This is a genomic window from Streptomyces collinus Tu 365 (assembly GCF_000444875.1).
Classification (GTDB): Bacteria; Actinomycetota; Actinomycetes; order Streptomycetales; family Streptomycetaceae; genus Streptomyces; species Streptomyces collinus_A.
This window is the reverse complement of the sequence record NC_021985.1, coordinates 4,434,928-4,461,709: the sequence shown is the minus strand read 5'-3', so window position 1 is coordinate 4,461,709 and position 26,782 is coordinate 4,434,928. Positions and strand designations below refer to the sequence as shown.

Annotated in this window: 25 protein-coding genes and 1 tRNA gene; 9 read left to right on the top strand and 17 right to left on the bottom strand. The window is 70.9% G+C overall.

All coding sequences use genetic code 11. The features are described 5' to 3' along the window. Positions 1–22: 22 nt before the first annotated feature. Together B446_RS19470 and B446_RS19465 are read right to left on the bottom strand one after the other, a co-directional pair. Positions 23–610 carry a TetR/AcrR family transcriptional regulator gene (locus B446_RS19470; RefSeq protein ID WP_020941151.1) on the bottom strand — a complete coding sequence of 196 codons (588 nt, stop codon included), beginning with the start codon at positions 608–610 and terminating at the stop codon, positions 23–25. Beyond that, the gene (locus B446_RS19465) at positions 607–2,121 is read right to left on the bottom strand and encodes a 3-hydroxyacyl-CoA dehydrogenase (protein WP_020941150.1); all 1,515 of its coding nucleotides are present in this window, start codon (positions 2,119–2,121) and stop codon (positions 607–609) included. Before B446_RS19465 ends, B446_RS19470 begins: the two co-directional genes overlap by 4 nt. 159 nt (positions 2,122–2,280) lie before the next feature. Between B446_RS19465 and paaN the strand changes: the two genes are divergently transcribed. Continuing rightward, positions 2,281–3,972 (top strand): phenylacetic acid degradation protein PaaN, encoded by a 1,692-nt coding sequence (paaN, locus tag B446_RS19460; RefSeq protein ID WP_020941149.1) that lies wholly within the window; start codon positions 2,281–2,283, stop codon positions 3,970–3,972. On the opposite strand, the gene B446_RS19455 is transcribed toward paaN, so the two are convergent. The 3 genes from B446_RS19455 to B446_RS19445 are packed head-to-tail and all read right to left on the bottom strand — an operon-like array spanning position 3,969 to position 6,906. After that, a complete protein-coding gene (locus B446_RS19455; RefSeq protein WP_020941148.1) occupies positions 3,969–4,727 on the bottom strand; it encodes a TrmH family RNA methyltransferase in 759 nt (252 codons plus the stop codon). The two genes, paaN and B446_RS19455, sit on opposite strands and share 4 nt — an antisense overlap. Then, positions 4,724–6,070: an HTTM domain-containing protein gene (locus B446_RS19450; RefSeq protein ID WP_020941147.1), complete on the bottom strand. Its 1,347-nt coding sequence runs from the start codon at positions 6,068–6,070 to the stop codon at positions 4,724–4,726. Before B446_RS19450 ends, B446_RS19455 begins: the two co-directional genes overlap by 4 nt. Continuing rightward, the gene (locus B446_RS19445; protein WP_043476023.1) at positions 6,067–6,906 is read right to left on the bottom strand and encodes a DUF5819 family protein; all 840 of its coding nucleotides are present in this window, start codon (positions 6,904–6,906) and stop codon (positions 6,067–6,069) included. Before B446_RS19445 ends, B446_RS19450 begins: the two co-directional genes overlap by 4 nt. A gap of 304 nt (positions 6,907–7,210) precedes the next feature. On the opposite strand from B446_RS19445, the gene B446_RS19440 reads away from it, so the two are divergent. Further along, a complete protein-coding gene (locus B446_RS19440; RefSeq protein WP_020941144.1) occupies positions 7,211–8,344 on the top strand; it encodes an acyl-CoA dehydrogenase family protein in 1,134 nt (377 codons plus the stop codon). Between the two features lie 149 nt (positions 8,345–8,493). Here B446_RS19440 and B446_RS19435 read toward each other — a convergent pair whose 3' ends face one another. The 4 genes from B446_RS19435 to B446_RS19420 all read right to left on the bottom strand — a co-directional run bounded on the left by B446_RS19435 (position 8,494) and on the right by B446_RS19420 (position 11,687). After that, on the bottom strand, positions 8,494–8,823 hold the full coding sequence (locus tag B446_RS19435; protein ID WP_020941143.1) for a rhodanese-like domain-containing protein: 330 nt from the start codon (positions 8,821–8,823) through the stop codon (positions 8,494–8,496). Positions 8,824–8,872: 49 nt separating this feature from the next. After that, positions 8,873–9,685, bottom strand: coding sequence for a hypothetical protein (locus tag B446_RS19430; protein ID WP_020941142.1), 813 nt, complete (start codon positions 9,683–9,685; stop codon positions 8,873–8,875). A gap of 117 nt (positions 9,686–9,802) precedes the next feature. After that, the gene (locus B446_RS19425; RefSeq protein WP_020941141.1) at positions 9,803–11,239 is read right to left on the bottom strand and encodes a DUF2252 domain-containing protein; all 1,437 of its coding nucleotides are present in this window, start codon (positions 11,237–11,239) and stop codon (positions 9,803–9,805) included. 364 nt (positions 11,240–11,603) lie between these two features. Further along, a tRNA-Leu gene (locus tag B446_RS19420) sits at positions 11,604–11,687 on the bottom strand. A 389-nt stretch (positions 11,688–12,076) separates the two neighbouring features. Between B446_RS19420 and B446_RS19415 the strand changes: the two genes are divergently transcribed. The 6 genes from B446_RS19415 to pknB all read left to right on the top strand — a co-directional run bounded on the left by B446_RS19415 (position 12,077) and on the right by pknB (position 20,266). Continuing rightward, positions 12,077–12,928: an FhaA domain-containing protein gene (locus B446_RS19415; protein ID WP_020941140.1), complete on the top strand. Its 852-nt coding sequence runs from the start codon at positions 12,077–12,079 to the stop codon at positions 12,926–12,928. 10 nt (positions 12,929–12,938) lie between these two features. Next, entirely contained in the window at positions 12,939–13,457 is a 519-nt protein-coding gene (locus B446_RS19410) for an FHA domain-containing protein FhaB/FipA (protein WP_020941139.1), read from the top strand. Positions 13,458–13,597: 140 nt separating this feature from the next. Continuing rightward, the gene (locus B446_RS19405) at positions 13,598–15,145 is read left to right on the top strand and encodes a Stp1/IreP family PP2C-type Ser/Thr phosphatase (protein WP_193384545.1); all 1,548 of its coding nucleotides are present in this window, start codon (positions 13,598–13,600) and stop codon (positions 15,143–15,145) included. A 27-nt stretch (positions 15,146–15,172) separates the two neighbouring features. After that, positions 15,173–16,624 (top strand): FtsW/RodA/SpoVE family cell cycle protein, encoded by a 1,452-nt coding sequence (locus B446_RS19400; RefSeq protein WP_020941137.1) that lies wholly within the window; start codon positions 15,173–15,175, stop codon positions 16,622–16,624. Beyond that, positions 16,621–18,099: a penicillin-binding transpeptidase domain-containing protein gene (locus tag B446_RS19395; protein WP_020941136.1), complete on the top strand. Its 1,479-nt coding sequence runs from the start codon at positions 16,621–16,623 to the stop codon at positions 18,097–18,099. Before B446_RS19400 ends, B446_RS19395 begins: the two co-directional genes overlap by 4 nt. A 172-nt stretch (positions 18,100–18,271) precedes the next feature. Further along, positions 18,272–20,266, top strand: coding sequence for a Stk1 family PASTA domain-containing Ser/Thr kinase (gene pknB / locus B446_RS19390; protein WP_020941135.1), 1,995 nt, complete (start codon positions 18,272–18,274; stop codon positions 20,264–20,266). A gap of 66 nt (positions 20,267–20,332) precedes the next feature. Here the strand turns inward: pknB and B446_RS19385 are convergent, their stop codons facing one another. Genes B446_RS19385 through B446_RS19360 form a run of 6 tightly spaced genes read right to left on the bottom strand, consistent with a single transcriptional unit; the run spans position 20,333 to position 24,523 of the window. Beyond that, positions 20,333–21,085 carry a class E sortase gene (locus B446_RS19385; protein ID WP_020941134.1) on the bottom strand — a complete coding sequence of 251 codons (753 nt, stop codon included), beginning with the start codon at positions 21,083–21,085 and terminating at the stop codon, positions 20,333–20,335. A 15-nt stretch (positions 21,086–21,100) separates the two neighbouring features. Next, a complete protein-coding gene (locus B446_RS37190) occupies positions 21,101–22,165 on the bottom strand; it encodes a class E sortase (protein WP_043476012.1) in 1,065 nt (354 codons plus the stop codon). Next, a complete protein-coding gene (locus tag B446_RS19375; RefSeq protein ID WP_020941132.1) occupies positions 22,162–22,800 on the bottom strand; it encodes an aminodeoxychorismate/anthranilate synthase component II in 639 nt (212 codons plus the stop codon). The genes B446_RS37190 and B446_RS19375 overlap by 4 nt, the downstream gene beginning before the upstream one ends. Further along, positions 22,797–22,994 (bottom strand): hypothetical protein, encoded by a 198-nt coding sequence (locus tag B446_RS37185; protein WP_193384561.1) that lies wholly within the window; start codon positions 22,992–22,994, stop codon positions 22,797–22,799. The genes B446_RS19375 and B446_RS37185 overlap by 4 nt, the downstream gene beginning before the upstream one ends. A 16-nt stretch (positions 22,995–23,010) precedes the next feature. After that, the gene (locus B446_RS19365; protein ID WP_020941130.1) at positions 23,011–23,703 is read right to left on the bottom strand and encodes a class E sortase; all 693 of its coding nucleotides are present in this window, start codon (positions 23,701–23,703) and stop codon (positions 23,011–23,013) included. A 31-nt stretch (positions 23,704–23,734) separates the two neighbouring features. Continuing rightward, positions 23,735–24,523: a DUF881 domain-containing protein gene (locus B446_RS19360; RefSeq protein WP_043476009.1), complete on the bottom strand. Its 789-nt coding sequence runs from the start codon at positions 24,521–24,523 to the stop codon at positions 23,735–23,737. A gap of 140 nt (positions 24,524–24,663) precedes the next feature. Here B446_RS19360 and crgA point away from each other — a divergent pair, with 140 nt between their 5' ends. Further along, complete coding sequence (gene crgA, locus B446_RS19355) at positions 24,664–24,918, top strand: cell division protein CrgA (RefSeq protein WP_020941128.1); 255 nt, start codon at positions 24,664–24,666, stop codon at positions 24,916–24,918. Positions 24,919–25,163: 245 nt separating this feature from the next. On the opposite strand, the gene B446_RS19350 is transcribed toward crgA, so the two are convergent. Further along, positions 25,164–26,048, bottom strand: coding sequence for a rhomboid family intramembrane serine protease (locus B446_RS19350; protein WP_043476006.1), 885 nt, complete (start codon positions 26,046–26,048; stop codon positions 25,164–25,166). Positions 26,049–26,163: 115 nt separating this feature from the next. Then, on the bottom strand, positions 26,164–26,697 hold the full coding sequence (locus B446_RS19345; protein WP_020941126.1) for a peptidylprolyl isomerase: 534 nt from the start codon (positions 26,695–26,697) through the stop codon (positions 26,164–26,166). Between the last annotated feature and the right edge of the window lie 85 nt (positions 26,698–26,782).

Genomic DNA, 26,782 nt, shown 5'->3' with positions numbered 1-26,782 from the left:
CGGTTCCGGCCGCGGCCCTGCCTCAGTCCTGGCGCAGGCCCGAGAAGACCAGGCGGACCACCGCGTCGGCCACCTCGCGGCCGCTGGCGCCCCGGGTGTCCGGCCGGTACCACTCCACCACCGAGTTGATCATGCCGAAGACCAGCCGGGTGGCCAGGCGCACCTCGACGTCGCCCCGTATGTCGCCGTCGGCGGCCGCGGCCTTCAGCAGCTCGGCGACCCGGTGGTCGAAGTCGCGGCGCCGCTCCAGCGCCCAGCGCTCGGTCTCGGTGTTGCCGCGCACGCGCAGCAGCAGCGTCACGTAGGGCAGCTCGGCTATGAGCACCTCGACCATGCGCCGTACGACGTGCTCCAGCCGGTCGGCGGCGCGTCCCGCGCGCGCGTGCTCCTCGTCCAGGATGCCGAACAGCCCGTCGAGGGCGCGGCTCACCGCCCGGCGCAGCAACTCCTCCTTGCCGCTGACATGGTGGTAGATGGAGGACTTGGAGATGCCGGCCGCCCTGGACAGGTGCTCCATGGAAGTGCCGTCGTAGCCCCGCTCGTTGAAGACCTGCACCGCGACCGAGAGCAGGGTCTCGGGGGTGTACGTGTCGCGCTTGGCGGTGGTCATGGGGTGCTCTCCCGCTTGTCGGTGGCGTACGCGTGACGGTAGAGCGCGAGGGACGGTGCGTACCGGCCGGAGGGATCGCGCAGGTGCAGGTCGTCCAGCAGGTCGTAGGCCCAGCCGCGGCCGAGCCTGCGGCTCCACTCGAAGGGGCCGAGCGGGTAATTGACACCCAGGAGCATCGCGGTGTCGATGTCCTCCTCGGTGGCGACGCCCTTGGCGACGGCGTCGTGCGCGAGGTCGACGATCCGGGCGACCGTGCGGGCGACGATCATGCCGGGGACGTCGCCGATGACGCTGACGTCCTTGCCGAGCGCCTGGAACAGGCCGATCGCCTCGGTGAGGGTCTGCGACGAGGTGTCCTGGGAGGCCGACAGGGCGACGCGGGTCGCCTTGCGGTAGTCGAGGGCCAGGTCGAAGTAGACGACGTCACGGAACTCCACGGACGTCTGGCCGTCGGCGAGGGCCAGCTGGCCGCCGCCGGGCAGCACCAGCCGGGTGCCGTTGTCCTCGTCGTCCTCGCGGACCTGGATGCCCGCCTCACGGAGCATCGGGAGCAGTTCGGCGGCGGGTCCGAGGTCGCCCTCGACGGTGACGTGGGCGGGCGGACGCTCCTTGTCCGCGGTGTGCGGCTCGGGGCGCTCGGCGCCCTCGGCGTAGTCGTACCAGCCGTGTCCGCTCTTGCGGCCGTGCCGTCCGGACTCCACCAGCCGGCGCTGGGCGAGCGAGGGCGTGAAGCGGACGTCCTGGAAGAAGGACCGCCACACCGAGTGGGTGACGGACTCGTTGACGTCCTGCCCGATGAGGTCGGTGAGCTCGAAGGCGCCCATCCGGAAGCCGCCGCACTCGCGCAGCACCGCGTCGATGGTGGCCGGGTCGGCGGCCTGGGCCTCGTAGACGGCGAAGGCCTCGGCGTAGAACGGCCGGGCGATGCGGTTGACGATGAAGCCGGGGGTGTCCGCGCAGGCCACCGGGGTCTTGCCCCAGGCGCGGGCCGTCTCGTACGCGCGCGTGGCCGACGTGACGTCGGTGGCGAACCCGGAGACGACCTCGACCAGCGGCAGCAGCGGGGCCGGGTTGAAGAAGTGCAGGCCCACGAAGCGGCCGGGGTTGCCCAGCGCGCCGCCGATGGCCGTCACCGACAGGGACGAGGTGTTGGTGGCGAGCAGGCAGTCGTCGGCGACGATCTCCTCCAGCTCGCGGAAGAGCTGCTGCTTGACGTCGAGCCGCTCCAGGACGGCCTCGACGACCAGAGCGCAGTCGGCCAGTTCGGCCAGTACGGCGGCGGGGGTGAGCCGGTCGCGGGCGGCGTCGCGCTCGGCGGCGGTGAGCCGGTCCTTGGCCACGAGCCGGTCCAGGCGGGCGCCGATCGCTTCGGCCGCCGCCTCGGCACGTCCGGGGACGGCGTCGTAGAGCCGCACGGGGTGGCCGGCCACCAGCGCGACCTGGGCGATGCCCTGGCCCATGGTGCCGGTGCCGACGACGGCCACGGGGCTGCTGAGGTCGATTGCTGTCATGTGCGCGATCCTCCCGCACGGGGTTGTCCACAGATGCGGCGGACCCCCTTGTCCCGACCGATCGTTCGGTTACTCTAGCTCTGACCGTCCCATCCCGCTGCTCTTTACGCCAGGTCGTGAACTCGAGGAAGAGTTCTCCAGACGAGGAGTTGGTCCCGCATGGCCGCCGAACTGACCGCGCACGAGCTCATCGCGAAGCACCGGCCCACTCTCGACCAGGCGCTCGAGGCGATCCGCACGCGCGCGTACTGGTCCCCGCATCCCGAGCACCCCAAGGCCTACGGCGAGAACGGCAGCCTGGACGCGGCGGCGGGCAAGGCCGCCTTCGACGCCGTGCTCGGCACCCGCCTCGACCTCGGCCAGCCCGGCACCGACGACTGGGTGGGCGGCGAGGTCTCGCCGTACGGGATCGAGCTGGGCGTGACCTACCCGCACGCGGACGTCGACGTGCTGCTGCCCGCCATGAAGGCCGGCCAGCGCGCCTGGCGGGACGCGGGCGCGGAGACCCGCGCGGTGGTCTGCCTGGAGATCCTCAAGCGGATCAGCGACCGGACGCACGAGTTCGCGCACGCCGTCATGCACACCAGCGGCCAGGCCTTCATGATGGCGCTCCAGGCGGGCGGCCCGCACGCCCAGGACCGCGGCCTGGAGGCGGTGGCCTACGCGTACGCGGAGCAGGTCCGCACCCCCGGCACGGCGGAGTGGAGCAAGCCCCAGGGCAAGCGCGACCCGCTGGCCCTCACCAAGGCGTTCACGCCGGTCCCCCGCGGCATCGGCCTGGTCATCGGCTGCAACACCTTCCCGACCTGGAACGGCTACCCGGGCCTGTTCGCCTCCCTCGCGACCGGCAACGCGGTCCTGGTCAAGCCCCACCCGCGCGCGGTGCTGCCGCTCGCCCTGACGGTGCAGGTCGCCCGCCAGGTGCTCACCGAGGCCGGCTTCGACCCGAACCTGGTCGCGCTGGCCGCCGAGCGCCCCGGCGAGGGCGTCGCCAAGACGCTCGCCACCCGGCCCGAGATCGGGATCATCGACTACACCGGCTCGACGTCCTTCGGCGACTGGCTGGAGGCCAACGCCCGCCAGGCGCAGGTCTACACCGAGAAGGCCGGCGTCAACACGGTCGTCGTGGAGTCGACCGACGACTACAAGGGGATGCTCTCCAACCTGGCCTTCTCGTTGTCCCTGTACAGCGGCCAGATGTGCACCACCCCGCAGAACCTGCTGATCCCCCGCGACGGCATCCGCACCGAGGCGGGCCCGAAGACCTTCGACGAGGTGACCGCCGACCTCGCGCGCGCGGTCGACGGCCTGCTCGGCGACGACGCCCGCGCCAACGCCCTGCTCGGCGCGATCGTCAACCCGGACGTGAAGGCGCGTCTGGAGGCGGCGGCCGGCCTGGGCGAGGTCGCCCTCGCCTCCCGCGAGATCAGCAACCCCGAGTTCCCGGGCGCGGTCGTCCGCACCCCCGTGATCGTCAAGCTGGACGGCGCCAAGCCGGACGCCGAGGCCGCCTACATGAGCGAGTGCTTCGGTCCCGTCTCCTTCGCCGTCGCCGTCGACTCGGTCACCGACGCGCTGGAGCTGCTGCGCCGCACGATCCGCGAGAAGGGCGCCATGACCGTCGGCGCCTACACCACCGACACCGAGGTCGAGCGGGCCGTCGAGGAGGTCTGCCTGGAGGAGGCCGCCCAGCTCTCGCTCAACCTGACGGGCGGGGTGTACGTGAACCAGACCGCGGCCTTCTCCGACTTCCACGGCTCGGGCGGCAACCCCGCGGCGAACGCGGCCCTCACCGACGGCGCGTTCGTGGCCAACCGCTTCCGGGTGGTGGAGGTCCGCCGCCAGGCCTAGGACAGGGCGGGTGCGCCCCCGGCGGTGACACTCCAGTGGTACAGCGTCATGGCCACGCTGGTGGCCAGGTTGTAGCTGGAGACCTGGGGGCGCATCGGCAGCCGCAGCAGGCGGTCGGCACGCGCGCGCAGCTCGTCCGACAGACCGGTGCGCTCCGAGCCGAAGGCCAGCACGGCGTCGTCCGGCAGGACGGTGCCCCGGATGTCCTCGCCCTCCGGGTCGAGGGCGAACAGCGGCCCGGCGGGCAGCTCCGTGACGTCGAGCCGTTCCACGGCGGTCGCGAAGTGCAGCCCGGCCCCGCCGCGCACCACCGTGGGGTGCCACGGGTCGAGCGTGCCCGTGGTGACCACACCGGTCGCCCCGAAGCCCGCGGCCAACCGGATCACCGCCCCGGCGTTGCCGAGGTTGCGCGGGTTGTCGAGGACCACGACCGGCGTACTGCGGGGCGTGCGGCCGAGCACCCGGAGCTGCGCCTCCCGGGAGGGCCGTACGGCCAGCGCGGCGACGCCCGTCGGGTGCGGGCGCGGCACCAGCGTGGCGTACGCCCCACCCGGCACCTCCGTCAGCAGCGCGTCCAGCCGGTCCCTGACGTCCCCGGCCAGTTCCCCGGCGAGGGCCAGCGTCGCCCGCCGGTCGGTGGTGACCGCCACCGGGACCCGCGCGCCGAAGCGCAGCGCGTGCTTGAGGGCGTGGAAGCCGTCGAGCAGCACGGCGCCCTCGGCGTGCTCGCGCCAGCGGCTCACGGGGTCGGTCATGCGGTGAACCCTACGTGGCCCCGCGTGCCCTCCTCCGGCGAGCGCGGCGCGGGCAGCGTCCCGTCGCCGTCACCACTTCCGTCGGACTCGCCGTCGCGGCCGGGGCCGCCTTCGAGACCGGAGTCGCCTTCGAGACCGGAGTCGCCTTCGTGGCCCGGGTCGTCCGGGCGGGCACCGTCACCGTGGCCGTCGCCATGGCCTTCACCACGCCCGGTCATCCGGCCGCGCGCCCGTGCCACCAGGCCGCCGAGCAGGAGCAGGAAGGACGTCGGCAGGAAGACGGCGTCGGCGGTGATCATCGCGAGCGAGAAGAACGGCAGGCCGAGGACGACCGCGATCACGGCGTGCTCGGTCATCATCAGCACCAGCAGGACGTTCTTGACCCGCCGGTTGAACAGGGTGAACGGGAAGGCGACCTGCACCATGACGGTCCCGTAGGCCACGATCATCATGATCGTGCCGCTGGACGACATCAGGTCGGCCAGACCGGGCCACGGCGAGAAGTAGTCCAGGTGCAGCGGGTAGTAGACGGCCGTGCCGTCCTGCCAGCGCGACCCCTGGATCTTGTACCAGCCGGCCGTGGCGTAGATCAGGCACGCCTCCGCCATGATCACGCACAGGGCGCCGTTGTGCAGGACGTTGGCGATCACGTCCAGCAGGATCCGCGGCTCCCGGGCCCGCTCCAGGCGCTGCACCGCACCCCAGAGGCCGAGACCGGCCCACGCCGTCCACAGCAGCACCGGCACGAGCCCGCCGTCGAACCGGCCCGCCAGCGTCACACCGCCCAGCACCAGGCCGAGCACCACCCACAGCGCGGGGCCCACCCGGTCGCCGGACGCCCGCTGCCCGCGCTCGCGCGCCGCCTCCCGGAGGGCGGCCCGCCGCGCGTCCAGCGACCACACCCCGCCGCACCGCGTGAACACCAGGTAGATCGACATCAGGTGCAGGACGTTGTCACCGCCGTCGCCCACGAAGACGCTGCGGTTCTGCAGGGACAGCACGCCCACCATGAACAGCAGGGACGCGGTCCGGGTGCGCCAGCCCAGCATCAGCGCCGCGCTGGAGAGGATCGCCAGCAGGTAGAAGACCTCGAACCAGAGCTGCCCGCCGGACCACATCAGGGCGGTGAAGGCGTGGTTGTCGGACGTGAGCCGCCGGGCGAGGTCCCAGCTCCACGGGCCGTCGGGACCGTACAGCTCCTGGCGGTGCGGGAACTCGCGCAGCAGGAACAGCAGCCAGGTCCCGGCGAAGCCGATGCGGATCACGGCGCTCTGGTACCGGCCGAGCGGCGACTCGGTCACGCGGGCGATGGCCCGCGACAGGGTCAGGGAGAGACGGTTCACCGCACGCCTCCCGCGGCCTCGTCGGCGCTCACCGTCCACCAGGGGAGCACACGGTAGACGGGCTTGTCGGAGATCTTCTCCTGACTCCACGCGGGCGGCTGCACGTTCGTGGTGCTGGAGCGGACCTGCACGCGCCGCACGACGCCCTCGCGGTGGATCGTGTCCTCCCTGTTCAGGCGCATCACGACGATCCGGCGCACGTACTGCTCGGACAGCGAGCCCCGCATGCCGATGGGCCGGTTGTCGGCGCCGTGCGTGGCGACGAAGAAGTCCCAGCCGCGCCGCAGCTCGTTCTGCTGGGTGTGGCTGGGCGCCAGGTTGCCGTCGATGTCGGCGCCGTCCCGGGCGGAGAGGTCGTACCAGCCGGTGGTGAACAGGCCGCCCTCCTTCGTCCGCAGCTCGGCGCGCACCTGGACGGCGATGTTCTGCTGCAGCGGGTTCGGGGCGAACAGCTTCCAGTTCTGCTCGAACTCCGGAAAGACCCAGTCCTCTATCGCCTGGCCGTGCTGCTTGGTGACCGTGTTCGCCGGCGCCACGCTCAGGAACACCATGGCCAGGTGCACGCACGCGGTGACGGCCACCACGGCGAGCGCCACCGCGGCGCCGACCTGGTAGCGGGGGGAGAGGGCGGCGACACCGGTCCGGGGCGCGGCCGCGGCGTCCGCCGGCCCGGCGGGCGGGGAATCACCAGGACCACCAGGACCACCAGGTCCGGGATCCCCGGGATCAGCTTGATCAACCTGGTCAGCGGGGTCGGCGGGGGCGTGGAGGTCACCCGGCCCGGCCGACCCGTCCGGCCCGGCCGGGGCCTGTGAGTCCTCGTCGTACGCGTCCATTACGCCCCGTCCCCCGCTCCAGTCGGTCGTCCCGGCCTCGTCACCGGCGCCCCGCTCGTCCCGGGCGCCACTGCTCGGTGCCCGGGAGGGAACGGTACTCAGCCCCGGTCGCCCGGCGCAGCCCCGGGTACGGCCCCGTGGCGGTGGTCCTCGCCACGCCGCACCGCCCGCGGCGGTGGGCCGGCTCGAACGTACTCGATACGGCCCGCGCCGCCCTTCCCGTTCCCTTCTTCTAGAACCTGTTCTATCTTGACGGCCCGTCAGACGAACCGTAGGACGACCGGACCGCCAGGAGGACAGGGCCGTGGACTTCACCTTCAGCGAGGAGCAGGTGGCGGCGGCGGAGGCGGCACGGGGGGTGTTCGCCGGGGTGGCACCTGACGCGGTGCCCAGTCCCGCGCTCACCACCGGCGCCGTGGCCGAGGGCTTCGACCGGGACCTGTGGTCCCGACTGGCCGGCGCGGACCTGCTCGGCCTGCTGCTCGACGAGCGCTACGGCGGCGCGGGTCTCGACGCCGTCGCGCTGTGCCAGGTGCTGCGCGAGTCAGCGCGCGTGCTGGCCCGGGTGCCGCTGCTGGAGCACAGCGCGGCCCTCGCGACCCTGCAGACGTACGGCGGCGCGGAACTCGCGGAGCGGCTGCTGGCCCCGGCGGGACACGGCGAGCCGGTGCTGACGGTCGCCGCGCACGGCCGCACCGGGCACGACCCGGCGAGCCTCGCCGTCAGCGCGCGGCGGGACGGCCCTGACTGGGTGCTGGACGGGACGCAGACAGCGGTGCCGTGGGCCTTCGACGCGGACCTCGTCCTCGTGCCGGCGCACACCGACGCCGACCGGACCGTGCTCGCGCTGGTCGGCCGCGGACAGGACGGACTGGAACTCGCCGAGCAGATCTCCACCAGCGGGGAGCGGCTGGCCGAGCTGCGGCTGCGGTCGGCGCGGATCGGGGCGGACCGTGTGATCGAGGCGGCGGGCGCCTGGGAGGGTCTGCACGCGCTGCTGGCTACCGGCACCTGCGCGCTGGCCCTCGGTCTCGGGGAACAGGTGCTGCGGATGACCGCGGACTACACCGGCAGGCGGGAGCAGTTCGGGTATCCGATCGCCACCTTCCAGGCGGTGGCCGTCCAGGCCGCCGACCGGTACATCGACCTGCGCGCCATGGAGGCCACCCTCTGGCAGGCCGCCTGGCGGATCGCCTCCGGCGCGCCGGGTGCGCTGCCCGCCGCCGGGGACGTCGCCGTGGCGAAGATCTGGGCGGCGGAGGGCGTGCGGCGCGTGGTGCAGACGGCACAGCACCTGCACGGCGGGTTCGGCGCGGACACCGACTACCCGCTGCACCGGTACCACGCCTGGGCCAAGCACCTGGAGCTGTCGCTCGGCCCCGCGGCGGCGTACGAGGAGACCTTGGGGGATCTGCTGGCGACCCACGCCCTCAGCTGAACCACCGACCGGCATCCGGCATCCGGCCCGCATCCGGCATCCGGCCCGCATCCGGCATCCGGCCCGCATCCGGCGTCCGGCCCGCATCCGGCATCCGGCCCGCGTCCGGCACCGAGGTGCCGGGAGGGCGGGTTCGGGCCCCGTGTCGCTCAGACGACCGCGCCCGGTGCCCCGCCGTCGGTGATCACCGGCCGCCCCGCGGCCTGCCAGACCTGCATGCCGCCGTCGACGTTCACGGCGTCGATGCCCTGCTGGACCAGATACATCGTGACCTGCGCCGAGCGGCCGCCGGAGCGGCAGATCACGTTGACCCGGCCGTCCTGCGGGGCGGCCTCGGTCAGCTCGCCGTAGCGGGCCACGAACTCGCTCATGGGGATGTGCAGCGCCCCTTCGGCGTGGCCGGCGTCCCACTCCTCGTCCTCGCGGACGTCCAGCAGGAAGTCGCCGTCCTTGAGGTCCGTGACCTCGACCGTGGGCACACCAGCTCCGAAACTCATGCCCCCGACGCTACCCGAAGCGCGGCTCGTCTCAGCCCTGCTCCTGCAGGCCCGCCAGCTCGGCCTCCCGCTGCGCGATGTCGCCGAGCAGCCGGCCGGCGATCTCCTCGAGCAGGCCGTCGGGGTCGTCCGGGGCGAGCCGCAGCATGCCCGCCACCGGGCCGTCCTCCAGCTCACGGGCGACCAGGGTGAGCAGCTCCTTGCGCTGGTCGAGCCACTCCAGCCGGGCGTACAGCTCCTCGGCGCGGCTCGGCCGCCGCTCGGGCGGCACGGGGCCCGCGGCCCACTCGTCGGCCAGTTCCTGGAGCAGCTTCTCGTCGCCGCGGGCGTAGGCGTCGTTGACCCGGGTGATGAACTCCTCGCGCCGCTGCCGCTCCCCTTCCTCCTGGGCGAGGTCGGGGTGCACCTTGCGGGCCAGCTCGCGGTAGAGCCGGCGGGCCTCCTCGCTGGGCCGCACCCGCTGAGGCGGCCGCACCGGCTGGTCGGTGAGCATGGCGGCGGCCTCCGGGAACAGGCCGTGCCCGTCCATCCAGCCGTGCAGCAGTTCCTCCACGCCAGGGATCGGCAGGACGTGGGCGCGGGCCTCCTCGGCCCGGCGGATGTCCTCCGGGTCGCCGGTGAGAGCGGCCCTGGCCTCGGCGATCCGCGCGTCCAGCTCCTCGATCCGGGAGTAGAGCGGACCGAGCTTCTGGTCGTGCAGCCGGGAGAAGTTCTCGACCTCGACGCGGAAGGTCTCCACGGCGATCTCGTACTCGATCAACGCCTGCTCGGCTGCCCGCACGGCCTGTTCCAGCCGTTCCTCGGGCCGCGGTGCCTGGGACTGCTCAGCTTCCGGGGTGGTCACCCGCCCAGCGTAGGCCACGGCCGAAACCGATCACCCGGAGACGGCCCGCTCACCCCGCAGGAGAACCGGCCGCCGCACCCGCCGTCACCGCGCTCCCCGTCGCCACCGCCCCCCGCGTCACACCCCCATCTCGGCCGCGATCCGTCCCGAGCGCACCGCGGCGACCAGGTCCGCGTGGTCCGCCTCGGTGCGGTCGGCGTAGGCCACGGCGAAGTCGGCCATCGCCTCGTCCAGCTCCTCGTTCTTGCCGCAGTAGCCGGCGATCAGACGCGGGTCGGCGCTGTGCGCGTGGGCGCGGGCGAGCAGGGCCCCGGTCATCCGGCCGTAGTCGTCGACCTGGTCGGCGGCGAGCGCGGCCGGGTCGACGCTGCCCTTGCGGTTGCGGAACTGGCGGACCTGGTAGGGCCGCCCGTCGACCGTGGTCCAGCCCAGCAGGATGTCGCTGACCACCTGCATCCGCTTCTGGCCGAGGACGACCCGGCGCCCCTCGTGCTCCACCGGCGCCGTGGCGAAACCGGCCGTGGCCAGGTGCGGGACGAGTGCGGAGGGCCGGGCCTCCTTCACCTGGAGCACCAGCGGCTCGCCCCGGTGGTCGAGGAGCAGCACCACGTAGGACCGGGTGCCGACACTGCCGGTGCCGACGACCCGGAAGGCCACGTCGTGCACCGCGTGCCGGGCCAGCAGCGGCGGGCGGTCCTCGGACAGCGTGGCCACGTACGGCTCCAGGGACGCGGCCACCGCCGCGGCCTCGGCGTCGGGTATGCGGCGCAGGACCGGGGACGCGTCGACGAAGCGGCGGCCGCCGTCGACGGTCTCCTCCGTGGACTTCGCCGCGAAGCGGCCGCTGGTGTTGGCGCGGGCCTTCTCCGAGACCCGCTCCAGCGTGCCCAGCAGGTCGTGGGCGTCGGCGTGGGAGACCAGCCGCTCGTCCGCGATGGCGTTCCAGGCGTCCAGCACCGGCAGCTTGGCCAGCAGCCGCATGGTGCGCCGGTAGGCGCCCACGGCGTCCTGGGCCGCCTGGCGGCACGTGTCCTCGTCGGCGCCCGCCTCCCGCCCGGACAGCACCAGCGAGGCGGCGAGCCGCTTCAGGTCCCACTCCCAGGGGCCGTGCACGGTCTCGTCGAAGTCGTTGAGGTCGATGACCAGGCCGCCGCGCGCGTCGCCGTAGAGACCGAAGTTGGCCGCGTGCGCGTCGCCGCAGATCTGGGTGGTGATCCCGGTGGCCGGGGTGCGCGCCAGGTCATGGGCCATGAGGCCGGCCGAGCCGCGCAGGAAGGCGAAGGGGGTGGCCGCCATCCGTCCCACCCGGATCGGCGTCAGCTCGGGGATGCGGCCGGCGTTGGACTCCTCCACCGCGGCGACGGCGCCCGGACGGGAGCCGTCCGCTTCGAGCGTGCGGTGGGCGTCGCGCGGCACGCTCGTCCGGAGCGCCTTGCCCTCCTTCTTGGGCGACCCCTGCGGCGGCCACGCGGCGAACCCCCGCACCCGGGGCAGCCGAGGAGCCACCGTCCGCCCGCCCGGCTCCGTCACTTCCACCACACCGGCTCCGGTCATCACGACCGCCTCCCCCGAACACGTACTGGCACGAACGCCGGGCCGAAGCCCAACTCGTGCAGACCGTACAGCCGGTGACCGAAACCCGTCAGACCCTGTGGACAACTCGGCACCTGAGGAGAAGTCGGTGACCCGGGTCACCCTCGCCACCCCGCACCATGGAGCGTGATCGCGGTCACAGCGACCGCCCGCGCCCACCGCCCCGACCGCATCCGGCCGCCGTGACAAGCGCCACGATCCGGGCGCCCGCCCCTCGCCACGTGCCGGCGAGCGCCGGCACGACCCCTGAGAGCTTCCTCACGTGACGGACGCGCCAAAACGACTACGGGCCCATCGTCTTCACGATGGGCCCGTAGCCACTGTGTGCGCGAGGGGGGAGTTGAACCCCCACGCCCTTGCGGGCACTGGAACCTGAATCCAGCGCGTCTGCCTATTCCGCCACCCGCGCATTGGGTGTGTCTTCCGTTCCCGGCCCTTGCGGGCTGGCCCCTTCCGACATCCAGAACATTAGCACGTCGTACGGGGTGGGTTCACATCCCTTACGGGCCGCCCGCCCCCGCCCCCCGGCGCCACCGGCGTATCGAGCAGTGCCTGTTCACGTATCAACCTCGTACCGGTCACGGCCATCTCCCCCTACAGCGGGTCGGGTGCACAGCCGGGTGCGGGACACTGGTCGTGAGGCGCCTCTACGATCCATGTGCCGGAGGAGTTCGAAGGGGAGCCGCTGGGGGAACCGGCTGATTGCCGGGCGCGTAGATACGATCAGTGAGCGGTACCGGCCGGCACGCCGGCACGGAGCAGGGCAAGACAGAGCGGGAACGACGGAGGAGGTGCCCCATGGGAGTCCTGAAGAAGTTCGAGCAGCGTCTCGAAGGTCTGGTCAACGGCACCTTCGCCAAGGTCTTCAAGTCCGAGGTCCAGCCCGTGGAGATCGCCGGAGCGCTCCAGCGGGAGTGCGACAACAACGCGACCATCTGGAACCGCGAACGCACGGTCGTGCCGAACGACTTCATCGTGGAGCTGAGCGCGCCCGACTTCGAGCGCCTCAGCCCCTACTCCGGACAGCTCGGCGACGAGCTGGCCGGCATGGTGCGCGACTACGCCAAGCAGCAGCGCTACACCTTCATGGGGCCGATCAAGGTCAACCTGGAGAAGGCCGAGGACCTCGACACGGGTCTGTACCGGGTGCGCTCGCGCACCCTCGCCTCCTCCGCCAGCCAGCAGAGCGCCCCCGCGGCGCCCCCCGCCGGCCGGCCCGGCCAGGGCGGCGGCCCGGGCTACCCGCCCGCCGCGCCCGCCGGAGCGCCCCCCATGCCGGCCGCGCCGCCCCCCGGCGCCCGGCCCGGCGGCTACGGTTACCCGCAGCCCGCCACCCAGCGGCCCGCCGCCGCTCCGATGAGCGGCGGACGCACCCGCTACTGGATCGAGATCAACGGCACCCGCCACCAGATCTCCCGCGCGACGCTGGTGCTGGGCCGCAGCACCGAGGCCGACGTGCGGATCGACGACCCCGGCGTCTCCCGCCGGCACTGCGAGATCCGGACCGGAACGCCCTCGACGATCCAGGATCTCGGCTCCACCAACGGCATCGTGGTGGACGGGCAGCACACCACCCGCGCTACGCTCCGCGACGGCTCGCGGATCGTCGTGGGCAGCACCACCATCATTTACCGGCAAGCCGAAGGGTGAAGCGGGGGCAATGTCAGAGCTGACCCTCACGGTCATGCGGCTGGGTTTCCTGGCCGTACTGTGGCTGTTCGTGATCGTGGCCGTGCAGGTCATCCGAAGCGACCTGTTCGGTACGCGCGTCACCCAGCGCGGAGCGCGCCGGGAGGCGGCACGGCCGCAGCAGGCCGCGCGGCAGCAGCAGGCCGCGCCTCCGCCCCAGCGCGGGCAGCAGGGCGGCGGGCGGCAGCGCCGCAACGCCCCCAGCAAGCTCGTGGTGACCGAAGGCACACTGACCGGCACCACCGTCGCGCTGCAGGGCCAGACCGTCACCCTGGGCCGGGCCCACGACTCCACGATCGTGCTGGACGACGACTACGCCTCCAGCCGGCATGCCAGGATCTACCCGGACCGCGACGGTCAGTGGATCGTCGAGGACCTCGGCTCCACCAACGGCACCTACCTGGACCGGTCCCGGCTGACGACCCCCACACCGATCCCGCTGGGCGCGCCGATCCGCATCGGCAAAACCGTCATCGAGCTGCGGAAGTAGTGCTACGTCATGAGTGAGCGCGAGCGGAGCGAGCACGCAGCGGCAGGCCGCACCCCGGTCTGCGGCGCGCTCCCGACCGGAGGGTGGGCAGTGTGGCTCGACACGACCGGCTGTACCCGGAGCCGACGGGCGAGGTGCGCATGAGTCTGTCACTGCGCTTCGCCGCCGGATCGCACAAGGGCATGATCCGGGAGGGCAACGAGGACTCCGGTTACGCCGGTCCGCGCCTGCTCGCCATCGCCGACGGCATGGGCGGCCAGGCGGCCGGCGAGGTCGCCTCCTCCGAGGTCATCTCCACCCTGGTCACGCTCGACGACGACGTGCCCGGCTCCGACATCCTGACCTCGCTCGGCGTCGCCGTGCAGCGCGCCAACGACCAGCTGCGCTCCATGGTCGAGGAGGACCCCCAGCTCGAGGGCATGGGCACCACGCTCACCGCCCTGCTGTGGACCGGTCAGCGGCTCGGCCTCGTGCACGTCGGCGACTCCCGCGCCTACCTGCTGCGCGACGGGGTGCTGACCCAGATCACCCAGGACCACACCTGGGTGCAGCGGCTCGTGGACGAGGGCCGGATCACCGAGGAAGAGGCCACCACCCATCCGCAGCGCTCCCTGCTGATGCGCGCGCTGGGCAGCGGCGACCACGTCGAGCCCGACCTCTCGATCCGCGAGGTGCGGGCCGGCGACCGCTACCTGATCTGCTCCGACGGCCTGTCCGGCGTCGTCTCCCACCAGACGATGGAGGAGACCCTCGCCAGCTACCAGGGCCCCCAGGAGACCGTGCAGGAGCTGATCCAGCTCGCGCTGCGCGGCGGCGGCCCGGACAACATCACCGTGATCGTCGCGGACGTGCTCGACCTGGACACCGGTGACACCCTCGCCGGACAGCTGTCCGACACCCCGGTCGTGGTCGGCGCCGTCGCCGAGAACCAGCACCACCTGCACGACAACGGCATCATGCAGACGCCGGCCGGCCGCGCCTCCCACCTCGGCCGCCAGGGCCACGGGCAGGGCGGCGGCGAGTTCGGCCCGCCCGGCTCCGGCGACAGCACCGGCTACGCGCCCGCCGGCAGCTTCGGCGACTACACCGACGAGGACTTCACCAAGCCCCGCAAGAACCGCAGGTGGCTGAAGAGATCGGTGTACGGCGTCCTCGCCCTGGCGGTGATCGGCGGCGGACTGTACGGCGGTTACCGCTGGACGCAGACGCAGTACTACGTCGGCACCAGCGGCGAGCACGTCGCGCTGTACCGCGGCATCAGCCAGGACCTGGCCTGGGTGTCGCTGTCGAAGGTGCAGCAGGACCACCCCGAGATCGAACTCAAGTACCTGCCGCCCTACCAGCAGAAGCAGGTCAAGAACACGATCGCGGCGGGCGGCCTGCAGCAGGCGCAGGCGAAGATCCAGGCGCTGACCGTGCAGGCCTCCGCGTGCCGCAAGCAGGCGGAACGCGCCGCCGCGGACAGCGGGCACAACGCCAAGGCGAGCCAGGGCAAGACCGGGAGCACCACGGGAACCACCCGTACCTCCCTCACGTCCAAGGCATCACCGACGCCGAACCCGTCGGCCTCGGGCTCCTCGAAGTCGCCTTCGAAGTCCCCGAGCCCGACCGCGACCGCCACTCCCAACCCCGGCCCGAGCCTCTCCGAGGATGAGCAGAAGGTCGTCGATCAGTGCGGCAAGCAGTGAGCACGCCGTGAGGGGCCCTGTCACACGATGAGCAGTACTTCGAATACGCCGACGCACCACACCTCCACGATCGGCGCGATCGGCGCACCGAGCCGACGCAACACCGAGCTGGCTCTGCTGGTGTTCGCCGTGGTCATCCCGGTGTTCGCCTACGCCAACGTGGGTCTGGCCATCGACGACCAGGTGCCCACCGGTCTGCTGAGCTACGGCCTCGGTCTCGCGCTGCTGGCCGGCGTCGCCCACCTCGCGGTGCGCAAGTTCGCGCCGTACGCCGACCCGCTGCTGCTGCCGCTGGCGACCCTGCTCAACGGGCTCGGTCTGGTGGTCATCTGGCGCCTCGACCAGTCGAAGCTGCTCCAGTCGCTGCCCCACTTCTCCGCGGCCGCGCCCAGGCAGCTGCTGTACACCGCCCTGGCCATCGCCGTGTTCGCCGTGGTGCTGATCTTCCTGAAGGACCACCGCGTCCTGCAGCGGTACACCTACATCTCGATGTTCGGCGCGCTGATCCTGCTGATCCTGCCGCTGGTGCCGGGCCTCGGCGCCAACATCTACGGCGCCAAGATCTGGATCAGGATCCCCGGTCTCGGCTCGCTCCAGCCCGGTGAGTTCGCCAAGATCATCCTGGCGATCTTCTTCGCCGGCTACCTGATGGTGAAGCGCGACGCCCTGGCCCTGGCCAGTCGCCGCTTCATGGGCCTGTACCTGCCGCGCGGCCGCGACCTCGGCCCGATCGTGGTGGTCTGGGCGATCTCGATCCTCATCCTCGTCTTCGAGACCGACCTCGGCACCTCGCTGCTGTTCTTCGGAATGTTCGTCATCATGCTGTACGTCGCCACCGAGCGGACCAGCTGGATCGTCTTCGGTCTGCTGATGTCCGCGGTCGGCGCCGTCGGCGTGGCGAGCTTCGAGCCGCACATCCAGACGCGTGTGCAGGCCTGGCTCGACCCGATGCGCGAGTACCAGCTCAGCCGCCAGGTCACCCACGACGGCATCCTCCACTCCGACCAGCTCCAGCAGTCCCTGTGGGCGTTCGGCTCCGGCGGCACCCTCGGCACCGGCTGGGGACAGGGCCACTCGGACCTGATCAAGTTCGCCGCCAACTCCGACTTCGTCCTCGCGACCTTCGGTGAGGAGCTCGGCCTCGCGGGCATCATGGCGATCCTGCTGATCTACGGCCTGATCGTGGAGCGCGGTGTGCGCACCGCCCTCGCCGCCCGTGACCCCTTCGGCAAGCTGCTCGCCATCGGCCTGTCCGGCGCCTTCGCCCTCCAGGTCTTCGTGGTCGCCGGCGGTGTGATGGGTCTCATCCCGCTGACCGGTATGACGATGCCGTTCCTGGCCTCGGGTGGTTCCTCCGTGCTGGCCAACTGGGCGCTGATCGCGATTCTCATCCGCATCAGCGACACCGCCCGCCGCCCGGCGCCCACCCCCGCGACCAACCCCGACGCCGAGATGACCCAGGTGGTCCGACCGTCATGAACAAGCCCCTGCGCCGGATCGCGATCTTCTGCGGTCTGCTCGTCCTCGCCCTGCTGATCCGTGACAACTACCTGCAGTACGTCAGGGCCGACCAGCTGAGCAGTGAAAAGGACAACCGCCGGGTCGCCATCGAGCGGTACGCGAACCCGCGCGGCGACATCATCGTCGACGGCAACCCGATAACCGGTTCCGTCGAGTCCAAGAGCGGTGACTTCAAGTACAAGCGCACCTACAAGAACGGGCCCATGTGGGCCCCGGTCACCGGTTACTCCTCGCAGGCCTTCGACGGCAGCCAGTTGGAGAAGCTCAACGACGGCATCCTCACCGGCAACGACGACCGGCTCTTCTTCCGCAACACGCTCGACATGATCACGGGCAAGCCGAGGCAGGGCGGCAACGTCGTCACCACGCTCAACGCGGCCGCTCAGAAGGCGGCGTTCGACGGTCTGAAGTCCCGGGGCGGCAAGGGCGCGGTGGTCGCGCTGGAGCCCTCCACGGGCAAGATCCTGGCGCTGGCCTCCTACCCGTCGTACAACCCCTCGTCGTTCGCGGGCAACACCAACGACGACGCCAAGGCGTGGAACAAGCTCCAGAAGAAGAACGACCCGGCCGACCCGATGCTGAACCGGGCGCTGCGCGAGACCTACCCGCCGGGCTCGACCTTCAAGGTCGTCACGGCCGCGGCCGCGCTGGAGAACGGCAAGTACAACTCGGCGGACGAGCCGACCGACTCGCCGCAGCCGTGGATCATGACGGGCACGCACACCGAGCTGAAGAACGAAGGCAGCATCCGCTGCAAGAACGTCAGCATGCGTGAGGCGCTGCGGATCTCCTGCAACACCGTCTTCGGCAAGATCGGCGCCGACCTCGGCAACGACAAGATGCTCGCCGAGGCGAAGAAGTTCGGCTTCGACTCCGAGCAGTTCACGCCGGTCCGCTCCAACGCGTCGGTGTTCTCCGACCACATGAACGACTCGCAGACCGCGCTGTCCTCGATCGGCCAGTACAACACCGCGGCCACCCCGCTGCAGATGGCCATGGTGGCCTCGGCCGTCGCCAACGACGGCCGGCTGATGAAGCCGTACATGGTCGACGAGCTGCAGTCCTCCAACGTCGACCCGGTCTCCACGACCGACCCGCAGGAGCTGAGCCGGCCGCTGTCGCCGAAGAACGCGCAGGTCCTGCAGCAGATGATGGAGACCGTCGTCAAGGACGGCACGGGCAAGAACGCGCAGATCGGCGGCGGTGTCACCGTAGGCGGCAAGACCGGTACCGCCCAGCACGGCGTGGCGAACAGCGCGAACCCCTACGCGTGGTTCATCTCCTACGCCAAGCTCAGCGACGGCAGCTCGCCGGTCGCCGTGGCCGTGGTGGTCGAGGACGAGAACGCCAACCGCGACGACATCTCCGGTGGCGGCCTGGCCGCGCCGATCGCGAAGAACGTCATGGAGGCTGTCATCAATTCCAAGAAGTGACCCCCATCACGCCCTCTTCACATCGTCGCACGTTGCGATACCGGTCCTGTATCGGGTTACGGGCTTGGCCAGGTCACACAGAGCGAGCCGGGTACGGTAGGCCCGGACGGCAGCCTCCGGCCGCGCACGGACGTGTGCGGCCGAGACCGACGGAGAGGGCTGGTAGGTAGCTATGGAAGAGCCGCGTCGCCTCGGCGGCCGGTACGAGCTGGGCCAGGTGCTCGGTCGTGGTGGCATGGCGGAGGTCTACCTCGCGCATGACACCCGCCTCGGCCGCACCGTGGCGGTGAAGACGCTGCGCGCGGACCTCGCGCGTGATCCGTCCTTCCAGGCCCGCTTCCGCCGGGAGGCCCAGTCGGCCGCCTCGCTCAACCATCCCGCGATCGTCGCGGTCTACGACACGGGCGAGGACTACATCGACGGGGTCTCGATCCCGTACATCGTGATGGAGTACGTCGACGGCTCCACGCTCCGTGAACTGCTGCACTCGGGCCGCAAGCTGCTGCCCGAGCGGGCGATGGAGATGACGATCGGCATCCTCCAGGGTCTGGAGTACGCCCACCGCAGCGGCATCGTCCACCGCGACATCAAGCCGGCCAACGTCATGCTGACCCGCAACGGTCAGGTCAAGGTGATGGACTTCGGCATCGCCCGCGCGATGGGCGACTCCGGCATGACGATGACGCAGACGGCGGCGGTCATCGGCACCGCGCAGTACCTGTCGCCGGAGCAGGCGAAGGGCGAGCAGGTCGACGCACGCTCGGACCTGTATTCGACGGGTTGCCTGCTCTACGAGCTGCTGACGGTACGGCCGCCCTTCGTGGGCGACTCCCCGGTGGCCGTGGCCTACCAGCACGTCCGCGAGGAGCCGCAGGCGCCCAGCGTCTTCGACCCCGAGATCACCCCCGAGATGGACGCCATCGTCCTGAAGGCGCTGGTCAAGGACCCGAACTACCGCTACCAGTCGGCCGACGAGATGCGTGCCGACATCGAGGCCTGTCTCGACGGCCAGCCGGTCGCGGCGACCGCCGCCATGGGCGCGGTCGGCTACGGCGGCTACCCCGACGACCAGGCGACGACGGCCCTGCGCTCGGACGCCGGAGCGGGCGCGACCACCATGCTCCCGCCGATGAACCCGGACGACGGCGGCTACGGCTACGACGACCGCCCGGACCGGCGCCGTCAGCAGAAGAAGAACAACACCTCGACGATCCTCCTGGTGGTCGCCGGTGTCCTCGTCCTGATCGGCGCGATCCTGATCGGGAAGTGGGCGTTCACCGGCAACAAGGACGACGGGACCTTCAAGGCCCCGAACTTCGTCGGCAACAGTTACGACGTCGCGCAGAAGATGGCCGTCAACTCGGACCTGAAGCTGGCGCCGCCCACCCGCAAGCCGTGCGCGAACCAGCCCAAGGGCAACGTCTGCTCGCAGGACCCGGTGGCCGGCTCGGACGTCAAGAAGAACGACACGATCAACATCGTGGTGTCCACGGGCGCCCCGAAGATCGACGTGCCGGACGTGCAGGGCATCCAGTTCGACAAGGCCAAGTCCCGGCTCGAGGCCAAGGGCTTCACGGTCGACAAGAAGACCGAGGTGTCCGCCCAGACCCCGGGCGTCGTGATCGCCCAGGACCCGGCGGGCGGCACGTCCAAGGAGAAGGGCACCACGATCACGCTGACGGTGGCCAAGGCGGAGGAGAAGGTCTCCGTCCCGGACGTCACCGGCAAGTCCTGCGACGAGGCGAAGTCCATCCTCCAGTCGAAGGGCCTGGCGCCCAACGCGAACTGCAACGACGTCGCCGTCACCGACCCCGGTCAGGACGGCAAGGTCCAGAACACCACCCCGGCGGCCGGCCAGCAGGTCAGCAAGAACACGCCGGTCGCGATCAACGTCGGCAAGGCGCAGGGCCAGCAGCAGGTCCAGGTCCCGCAGGTGCAGAACCGCTCGCTGAAGGACGCCCGCAAGATGCTGGAGCAGCTGGGTCTCCAGGTGAACGTCCAGGGCGCGCAGGACGACAACGCGGTGGTCCTCACCTCCAACCCGGCCCCGGGCAGCAACGTCAACCAGGGCGACACGGTGACCCTGTTCACCGTCGACCAGGGCGGCGGGAACAACGGCAACAACGACAACGGCGGGCCGAACATCTTCGGTGGCGTCGGGGGCTGAGGCCCCGCGCTCACGAGGAAGGCCCCTGCCGGCAGCGTCCGGCAGGGGCCTTCCTCGTGATGTCCGTCAGCCCAGTTCCTTCGGCGGGGTCCGCCTGCTGTCGACCTTCTGCACGCGGACCAGTTCGCCCCACACCACGTACCGGTAGCGGGAGGTGTAGACGGGAGTGCAGGTCGTCAGGGTGATGTAGTGGCCCGGCCGCTTCCTGCCGGACTCCTCCGGCACCGCGGACAGGACCTTGACGTCGAACTTCGAGGTCTCCGGCAGGATCGAGAAGACCTTGTAGACGTACCAGTCGTCCTTCGTCTCGAAGACGATCGGGTCGCCCTCGCGCAGCTTGTCGATGTTGTGGAACTTCGCACCGTGACCGTCTCGGTGGGCGGCGAGCGCGAAGTTGCCCTTCTTTCCGCTCATGGGCAGGACCGCCTTGACGGGGTCCGTGTAGTAGCCGGCCACGCCGTCGTTCAGGACGTCCGTGTCCGTGCCCTTCTCCACCAGGACCTCGCCGTTGCGCATCGCCGGGACGTGCAGGAAGCCGATGCCGTCCTTGGTGTCGAGCGCGCCGGGGCCCGAGTCGGTGGCCTGGGCCCAGTGGTCGCGGACCCGGCCGGCCTCCCGGTCGGCCTTGCGGTCCGCTATCACGTTGGTCCACCACAGCGAGTAGACGACGAAGAGGGCGAGCAGCACCCCCGCCGTGATCAGGAGTTCTCCGAGGAAGCTGATCGCGAGGGCGATCCGTCCGGGGCGCCGGGGGCGCGGGGCGGGTTCCGCGTCGGAGGCGTCCGTGTGCTCTTCGGTGTCGTCGGCGGTCCCTGCCACAGTTCCTTCTAGCCCCTAGTCGATGAGCGCGTCCGGCTTGCCCTTGTCGCGCGGGCGTTCCTCGACCATCTTGCCCCAGACGATCAGCCGGTACTTGCTGGTGAACTCCGGTGTGCACGTGGTGAGGGTGATGTACCGGCCCGGCCCGGTGAATCCCGAGCCCCGGGGGACCGGGTTCAGCACGCTCGTGTTGGACGGCGGTGTCACCGGCAGCGTCGAGGTCACCTTGTACACGAAGTACGTGTCCTGCGTCTCGACCACGACCGGGTCGCCGGGGTTGAGCCGGTTGATGTACCGGAACGGTTCACCGTGCGTGTTGCGGTGCGCGGCGAGACCGAAGTTGCCGGTCTTCGCGCTCGGCATCGCCGTCTTCAGCGTGCCCGCGCCGTAGTGGCCGACCATGCCCTTGTCGAGCACCGTCTTGTTGTCGACGCCCTCGGCGATCGGCGCCACCACGTCCAGCTTGGGGATGTGCAGGATGGCGAAGCCCTGGCCCGGCTCGAACACCCCGGGGGCCCGCTTGCCGCTCGCCCAGTCGTCCTGGAGCTGGTGCGTCTCGCTGCCGGCCTGCGCGTGCGCGCGGACGTTGGTCCACCACAGCTGGTAGGTGACGAACAGCAGCATCAGCACGCCGGTGGTGATGAAGACCTCGCCGATCGCCCGGCTGGCGAGCACGGCCGGACCCGGCTTGCGCAGCCGCGCCTGACGCCGGGCCTCCACCCGCGACAGCGGCGGCCGTGACCCGGACCGGGGAGCGTCGGCCGTACCCGCCGCCTCCCTGGTGCCGCCATGACGCCCACCGCGCCGCTTGGCGGCCTTCCTGCGGGCCGCGCGCCCTCCCGGTGAGGTTCCGGTGGCCGCTGACGCGGAAGCGGCGCGAGAAGGCCTCGGGGGCTCTCCGTCGGGGCCTGTCGGCGGCCCGGGGATCCGCAGCGCCATGGTCTCGTCGTCCAGGGACGGCCGGTACGGCTCCCCGGGTGCCGCGCCCGCCACGGTCCAGTCCGCCTGCGCACCGGAAGCCCCGTACGACTGATCCCCGTACGAGGTATCGGTCTCGCGCTCCGGGCGCAGCGCGGTCACGCCGTGGCCCTGCCCACCACCGGGGCGAGCCCCGCCGACCTCGCCACGGCGTCCTGGTAGCCGCATTCCACCAGCCAGTTGGCCAGCATTCGGTGCCCGTGCTCGGTCAGCACCGACTCGGGGTGGAACTGCACGCCCTCGACCGGGAGTTCCCGGTGGCGCAGGCCCATGATGATGCCGTCGTGGGTACGGGCCGTGACCCGCAGCTCGGGCGGCACGGTGGCCGGCTCGGCGGCCAGCGAGTGGTAGCGCGTGGCCGTGAAGGGCGACGGCAGGCCGGCGAAGACACCCTCGCCCTCGTGCTCCACCAGCGAGGTCTTGCCGTGCAGCAGCTCGGGCGCGCGGTCCACGACGCCGCCGTAGGCGACCTGCATCGACTGCATGCCGAGGCAGACCCCGAAGACCGGCACGCCGGTCGCCGCGCAGTGGCGGACCATGTCCACGCAGACGCCCGCCTGCTCCGGGGCGCCGGGGCCCGGCGAGAGCAGGACGCCGTCGAAGCCGTCCTGGGCGTGGGCCGTCGACACCTCGTCGTTGCGCAGCACCTCGCACTCCGCGCCGAGCTGGTACAGGTACTGGACCAGGTTGAAGACGAAGCTGTCGTAGTTGTCCACGACGAGAATCCGCGCACTCACTGGTTGTCCACCGTCACATCGTTGAAGGGCAGCAGCGGTTCGGCCCAGGGAAAGACGTACTGGAAGAGCACGTAGATCACGGCCATGGCGAGGACGAGTGAGACCAGCGCCTTCACCCACGCGTTCCCCGGCAGATGCCGCCAGATCCAGCCGTACATGCCGTCCCTTCCGTTCCACCACGGCACCTGACTCACGCCGTACAACACCAGACTAGCGGCGCAGAGCCTTCGGTTGGCCTGCCTCCACAGGCTGTGTGGAGTCCAGGTGCGCCCAGACGATCAGCCGGTGACTGTGCCCCCATTCCGGATCGCACGTGGTCAGCGTCAGATACCGCCCCGGACGCGTGTACCCCGACTTACGTGGCACAGGGTCGATCACCTCAACGTCCGTCGGCACGGTTTTGTAGGGCCCTTTGTCGATCCGATACGTGAACCAGGTCCTACCGTCCGTGAGCACCACCGCGTCGCCCGGCCGCATCCGGGGGAAGTCCTTGAAGGGATCGCCGTAGGTCCGCCGGTGGCCGGCGACCGCGAAGTTGCCCTCCTGGCCGAGCCGGGCGGTCCCGGCGTAGTGGGCGAGGCCCTTCTCGAGCACGTCGGTGCCGGTCCCCTCCAGGACGGGCTTGTTCCACGTGAAACCGAGGCGGGGGATGTACATGATCGCGAACGGACTGCCGTAGTGGTACGCCACCGGCTTCGGGGCGCTCGCCGGAGCGGTGCCGGAGCCCCGCGCCGTGGGGCGGGTGCCGCTCGCCGCCCACTGCCGGTGCAGTCGGTCGATCTGGTCGTTCATGGCGCCGTCCGCCCGGACGCCGGTCCAGAACAGCAGGTAGGCGACGAAGAGCACGATCAGGGTGCCGATGGTGACGCACAGTTCGCTGACGGTCCTGACGATCACGCGCACCGGCGGCTCCTGACAGGGAAGGCTGCTCCGGCTACTCCACTGGCTTCGCGTAGTGCAGATCCACTGTGCCCGAGTAGCCCGGCAGAGTCACCGGCCCGTCGTCGGTGACTTTCCAGCCCAGACCGTAGACGTTGACGTACACCATGTACGTCTGGATCGCCTTGCTCGCGGCGAGCGCCTGCTGCAGCTTGCCCGGGTCCCCCACGGCCGTGATCTTGTACGGCGGCGAGTAGACGCGGCCCTGGAGGATCAGCGTGTTGCCCACGCAGCGGACCGCGCTGGTGGAGATCAGCCGCTGGTCCATGACCTTGATGCCCTTGGCGCCGCCCTGCCACAGCGCGTTCACCACGGCCTGGAGGTCCTGCTGGTGGATGACCAGGTAGTCGGGCTGCGGCTCGGGGTAGCCGGGGAGCTTGGCGGTCGCGTTCGGCGGGGCGTCGTTCAGGGTGACGGTGACCGCCCGGCCCGTGAGCTTCTGGGTGCCCGCGCGCTTCTCCAGACCGCTGAGCCGCTCGTCCTGCGCCTTGGTGCTGCCGTCGTCGCTCTCGGCGAGCGACTCCACGTTGCCGCGCAGGGCCGCGTTGGACTCGTCCAGCTCCTTGTTCTTGCGGCTGCGCTCCTGGATCAGGTCGGACAGCTTCAGCAGGGAGGAGTCCGTACGGATGTCCGTGCCCTTGGCCGTGTTGAAGCTGGTGAAGAAGATCAGCCCGGCGAGCGCGAAGACGGCCGCCGTGAGAATCCGCACCGGACGGAAGCGCAGACGACGGGCCGGGCCGGAACCCGTTGATCCCGTGCCGGGGGAGTCGGCAGAATTGCTCAACGTACCCTTATCTCCTTCTGCGCCGCGGAAGCACTACGCTAACGGACGCCCGGGGGAGTACTAAGAGTCCCCTTGTACGCTGCCCCGGACCGACCCAGTTACCTGCGCGGCCACGCAGCGCATCGACAGGAGAGACCCTCGTGCCGAAGTCACGTATCCGCAAGAAGGCCGACTACACGCCGCCGCCCGCCAAGCAGGCGCAGGCCATCAGGCTCACCAACCGCGCCTGGGTCGCGCCGGTCATGCTGGCCATGTTCCTCATCGGCCTGGCCTGGATCGTGGTCTTCTACGTCACCGACGGCTCGCTGCCGATCGACAGCCTGGACAACTGGAACATCGTGGTCGGCTTCGGCTTCATCGCCGCCGGCTTCGGCGTCTCCACGCAGTGGAAGTAGCTCTGCCCACGGCTGTTCGCTGAGTTATCCACAGGCCAGACCCTCTGTCCACACCCTCCTGGGGAAAAGACTACGATCTGTGGATAACTCATCGGCCGTTGACGCCGGTGTGACTGGCCTACCGGCTCTGAGACATCCGTTCGCCCCTTGCCCGACCTGCGGAAACGCATCCGAGCGGCAGGGGGCGCATCTGTGCCCGCACCGTATGCACAAGATCCGGCACACGCTGTGGACAAAGAGGGTCGTCAGCCGAGCTGAGCGGTCCTGACCAGCACCAGGACCACCGACACGGCCAGGACGAGCGCGCAGGTGCCGTACTGGACCAGGGCGCGCTTCTCCCGCGGGGCGTGCACCATGGCGTACCCCGTGATGACACCGGCGACCAGACCGCCGATGTGGGCTTCCCAGGCGATGTCCTTGAACCCGAAGGTGAAGGCCAGGTTGATCGCCAGCAGGACGAAGATCGGCCGCATGTCGTAGTTCAGCCGGCGCATCAGCACCGCGGTCGCGCCGAACAGCCCGAAGATCGCCCCGGAGGCACCGAGCGATGCCGTCGAGGGTCCGGCGAGCAGATACGTGAGCGCCCCGCCGGCCAGACCGGAGACGAAGTAGAGCGTCAGGTAGCGGACCCGGCCGAGCGCCGCTTCGAGCGGGCCGCCGATCCACCAGAGGCTGAGCATGTTGAAGCCGATGTGCCAGAACTGCTGGTGCGTGAACATCGACGTCACGAAGCGGTACCACTCGCCCTGGGTGACGCCCATCGTCGTCTGGTACGGCTTCGGGGGCCACTGACCGATGAGGACCAGGTCGTTCAGCAGCGAGGACTTGGCCTGCACCGCGATGAACACGGCGATGTTGATCCCGATGAGGATCTTGGTGACCAGGCGGGGGTCCGCCGTCACCGTGCCCCCCGCCATCGTGCGGGGCTGCGACGCGGTGGGGGCGTGCCCGGTGCCGGAGCCGCCGCGGACGCAGTCGGGGCACTGGAAACCGACCGAGGCGCTGACCATGCACTCGGGGCAGATGGGCCGCTCGCAGCGGGTGCAGCGCACACCGGTCTCGCGGTCCGGGTGCCGGTAGCACACGGGCAGGCTCCTGGCGTCCTGCGTGCTCCCTGCGGCCTGGTCCATCGGATGATCCCCTTGCTGGTCGTGAGCCTGTCCCCCGGCACCTACCCCGCCCCGCCCCTCCATACGGACGAGCGGGGCGTTTGGTTCCCGGGAGGACGCCGGGCGGAGGCGGTGTTCAGCCCTGGCGCTTCTCGACGACGACGGTCTCGATGACCACGTCGTTGACCGGGCGGTTGTTCGGGAGTGTCGTCGGCACGGCGGCGATGGCGTCCACGACCTTCCGGCCGGCCTGGTCGCTGACCTCACCGAAGATGGTGTGCTTGCGGTTCAGGTGTACGGCGGGGCTGACCGTGATGAAGAACTGGGAGCCGTTGGTGCCCGGCCCGGCATTGGCCATGGCGAGCAGATACGGCCGGTCGAAACGCAGGTCGGGGTGGAACTCGTCCGCGAACTCGTAGCCGGGGCCGCCGATGCCGGTGCCCAGCGGGTCGCCGCCCTGGATCATGAAGCCGCTGATGACCCGGTGGAAGACCGTGCCGTCGTAGAGCTTGTCGTGGCTCACCACCCCGGTCGCCGGGTGCGTCCACTCCCGCTCGCCCTGGGCCAGGTCGACGAAGTTCTTGACCGTCTTCGGCGCGTGGTTCGCAAACAGCCGGACCTCGATGTCGCCGTGATCGGTCTTCAGGGTGGCGTAGAGCTGCTCGCCCACGGTGTGCCTTCCGTTGTCCTCGTGTGAGGTCCCGATCCTCGCACGGCCCGGGGCCCCTGAAACCGGGCCGCCGCGAGTTCCGCCG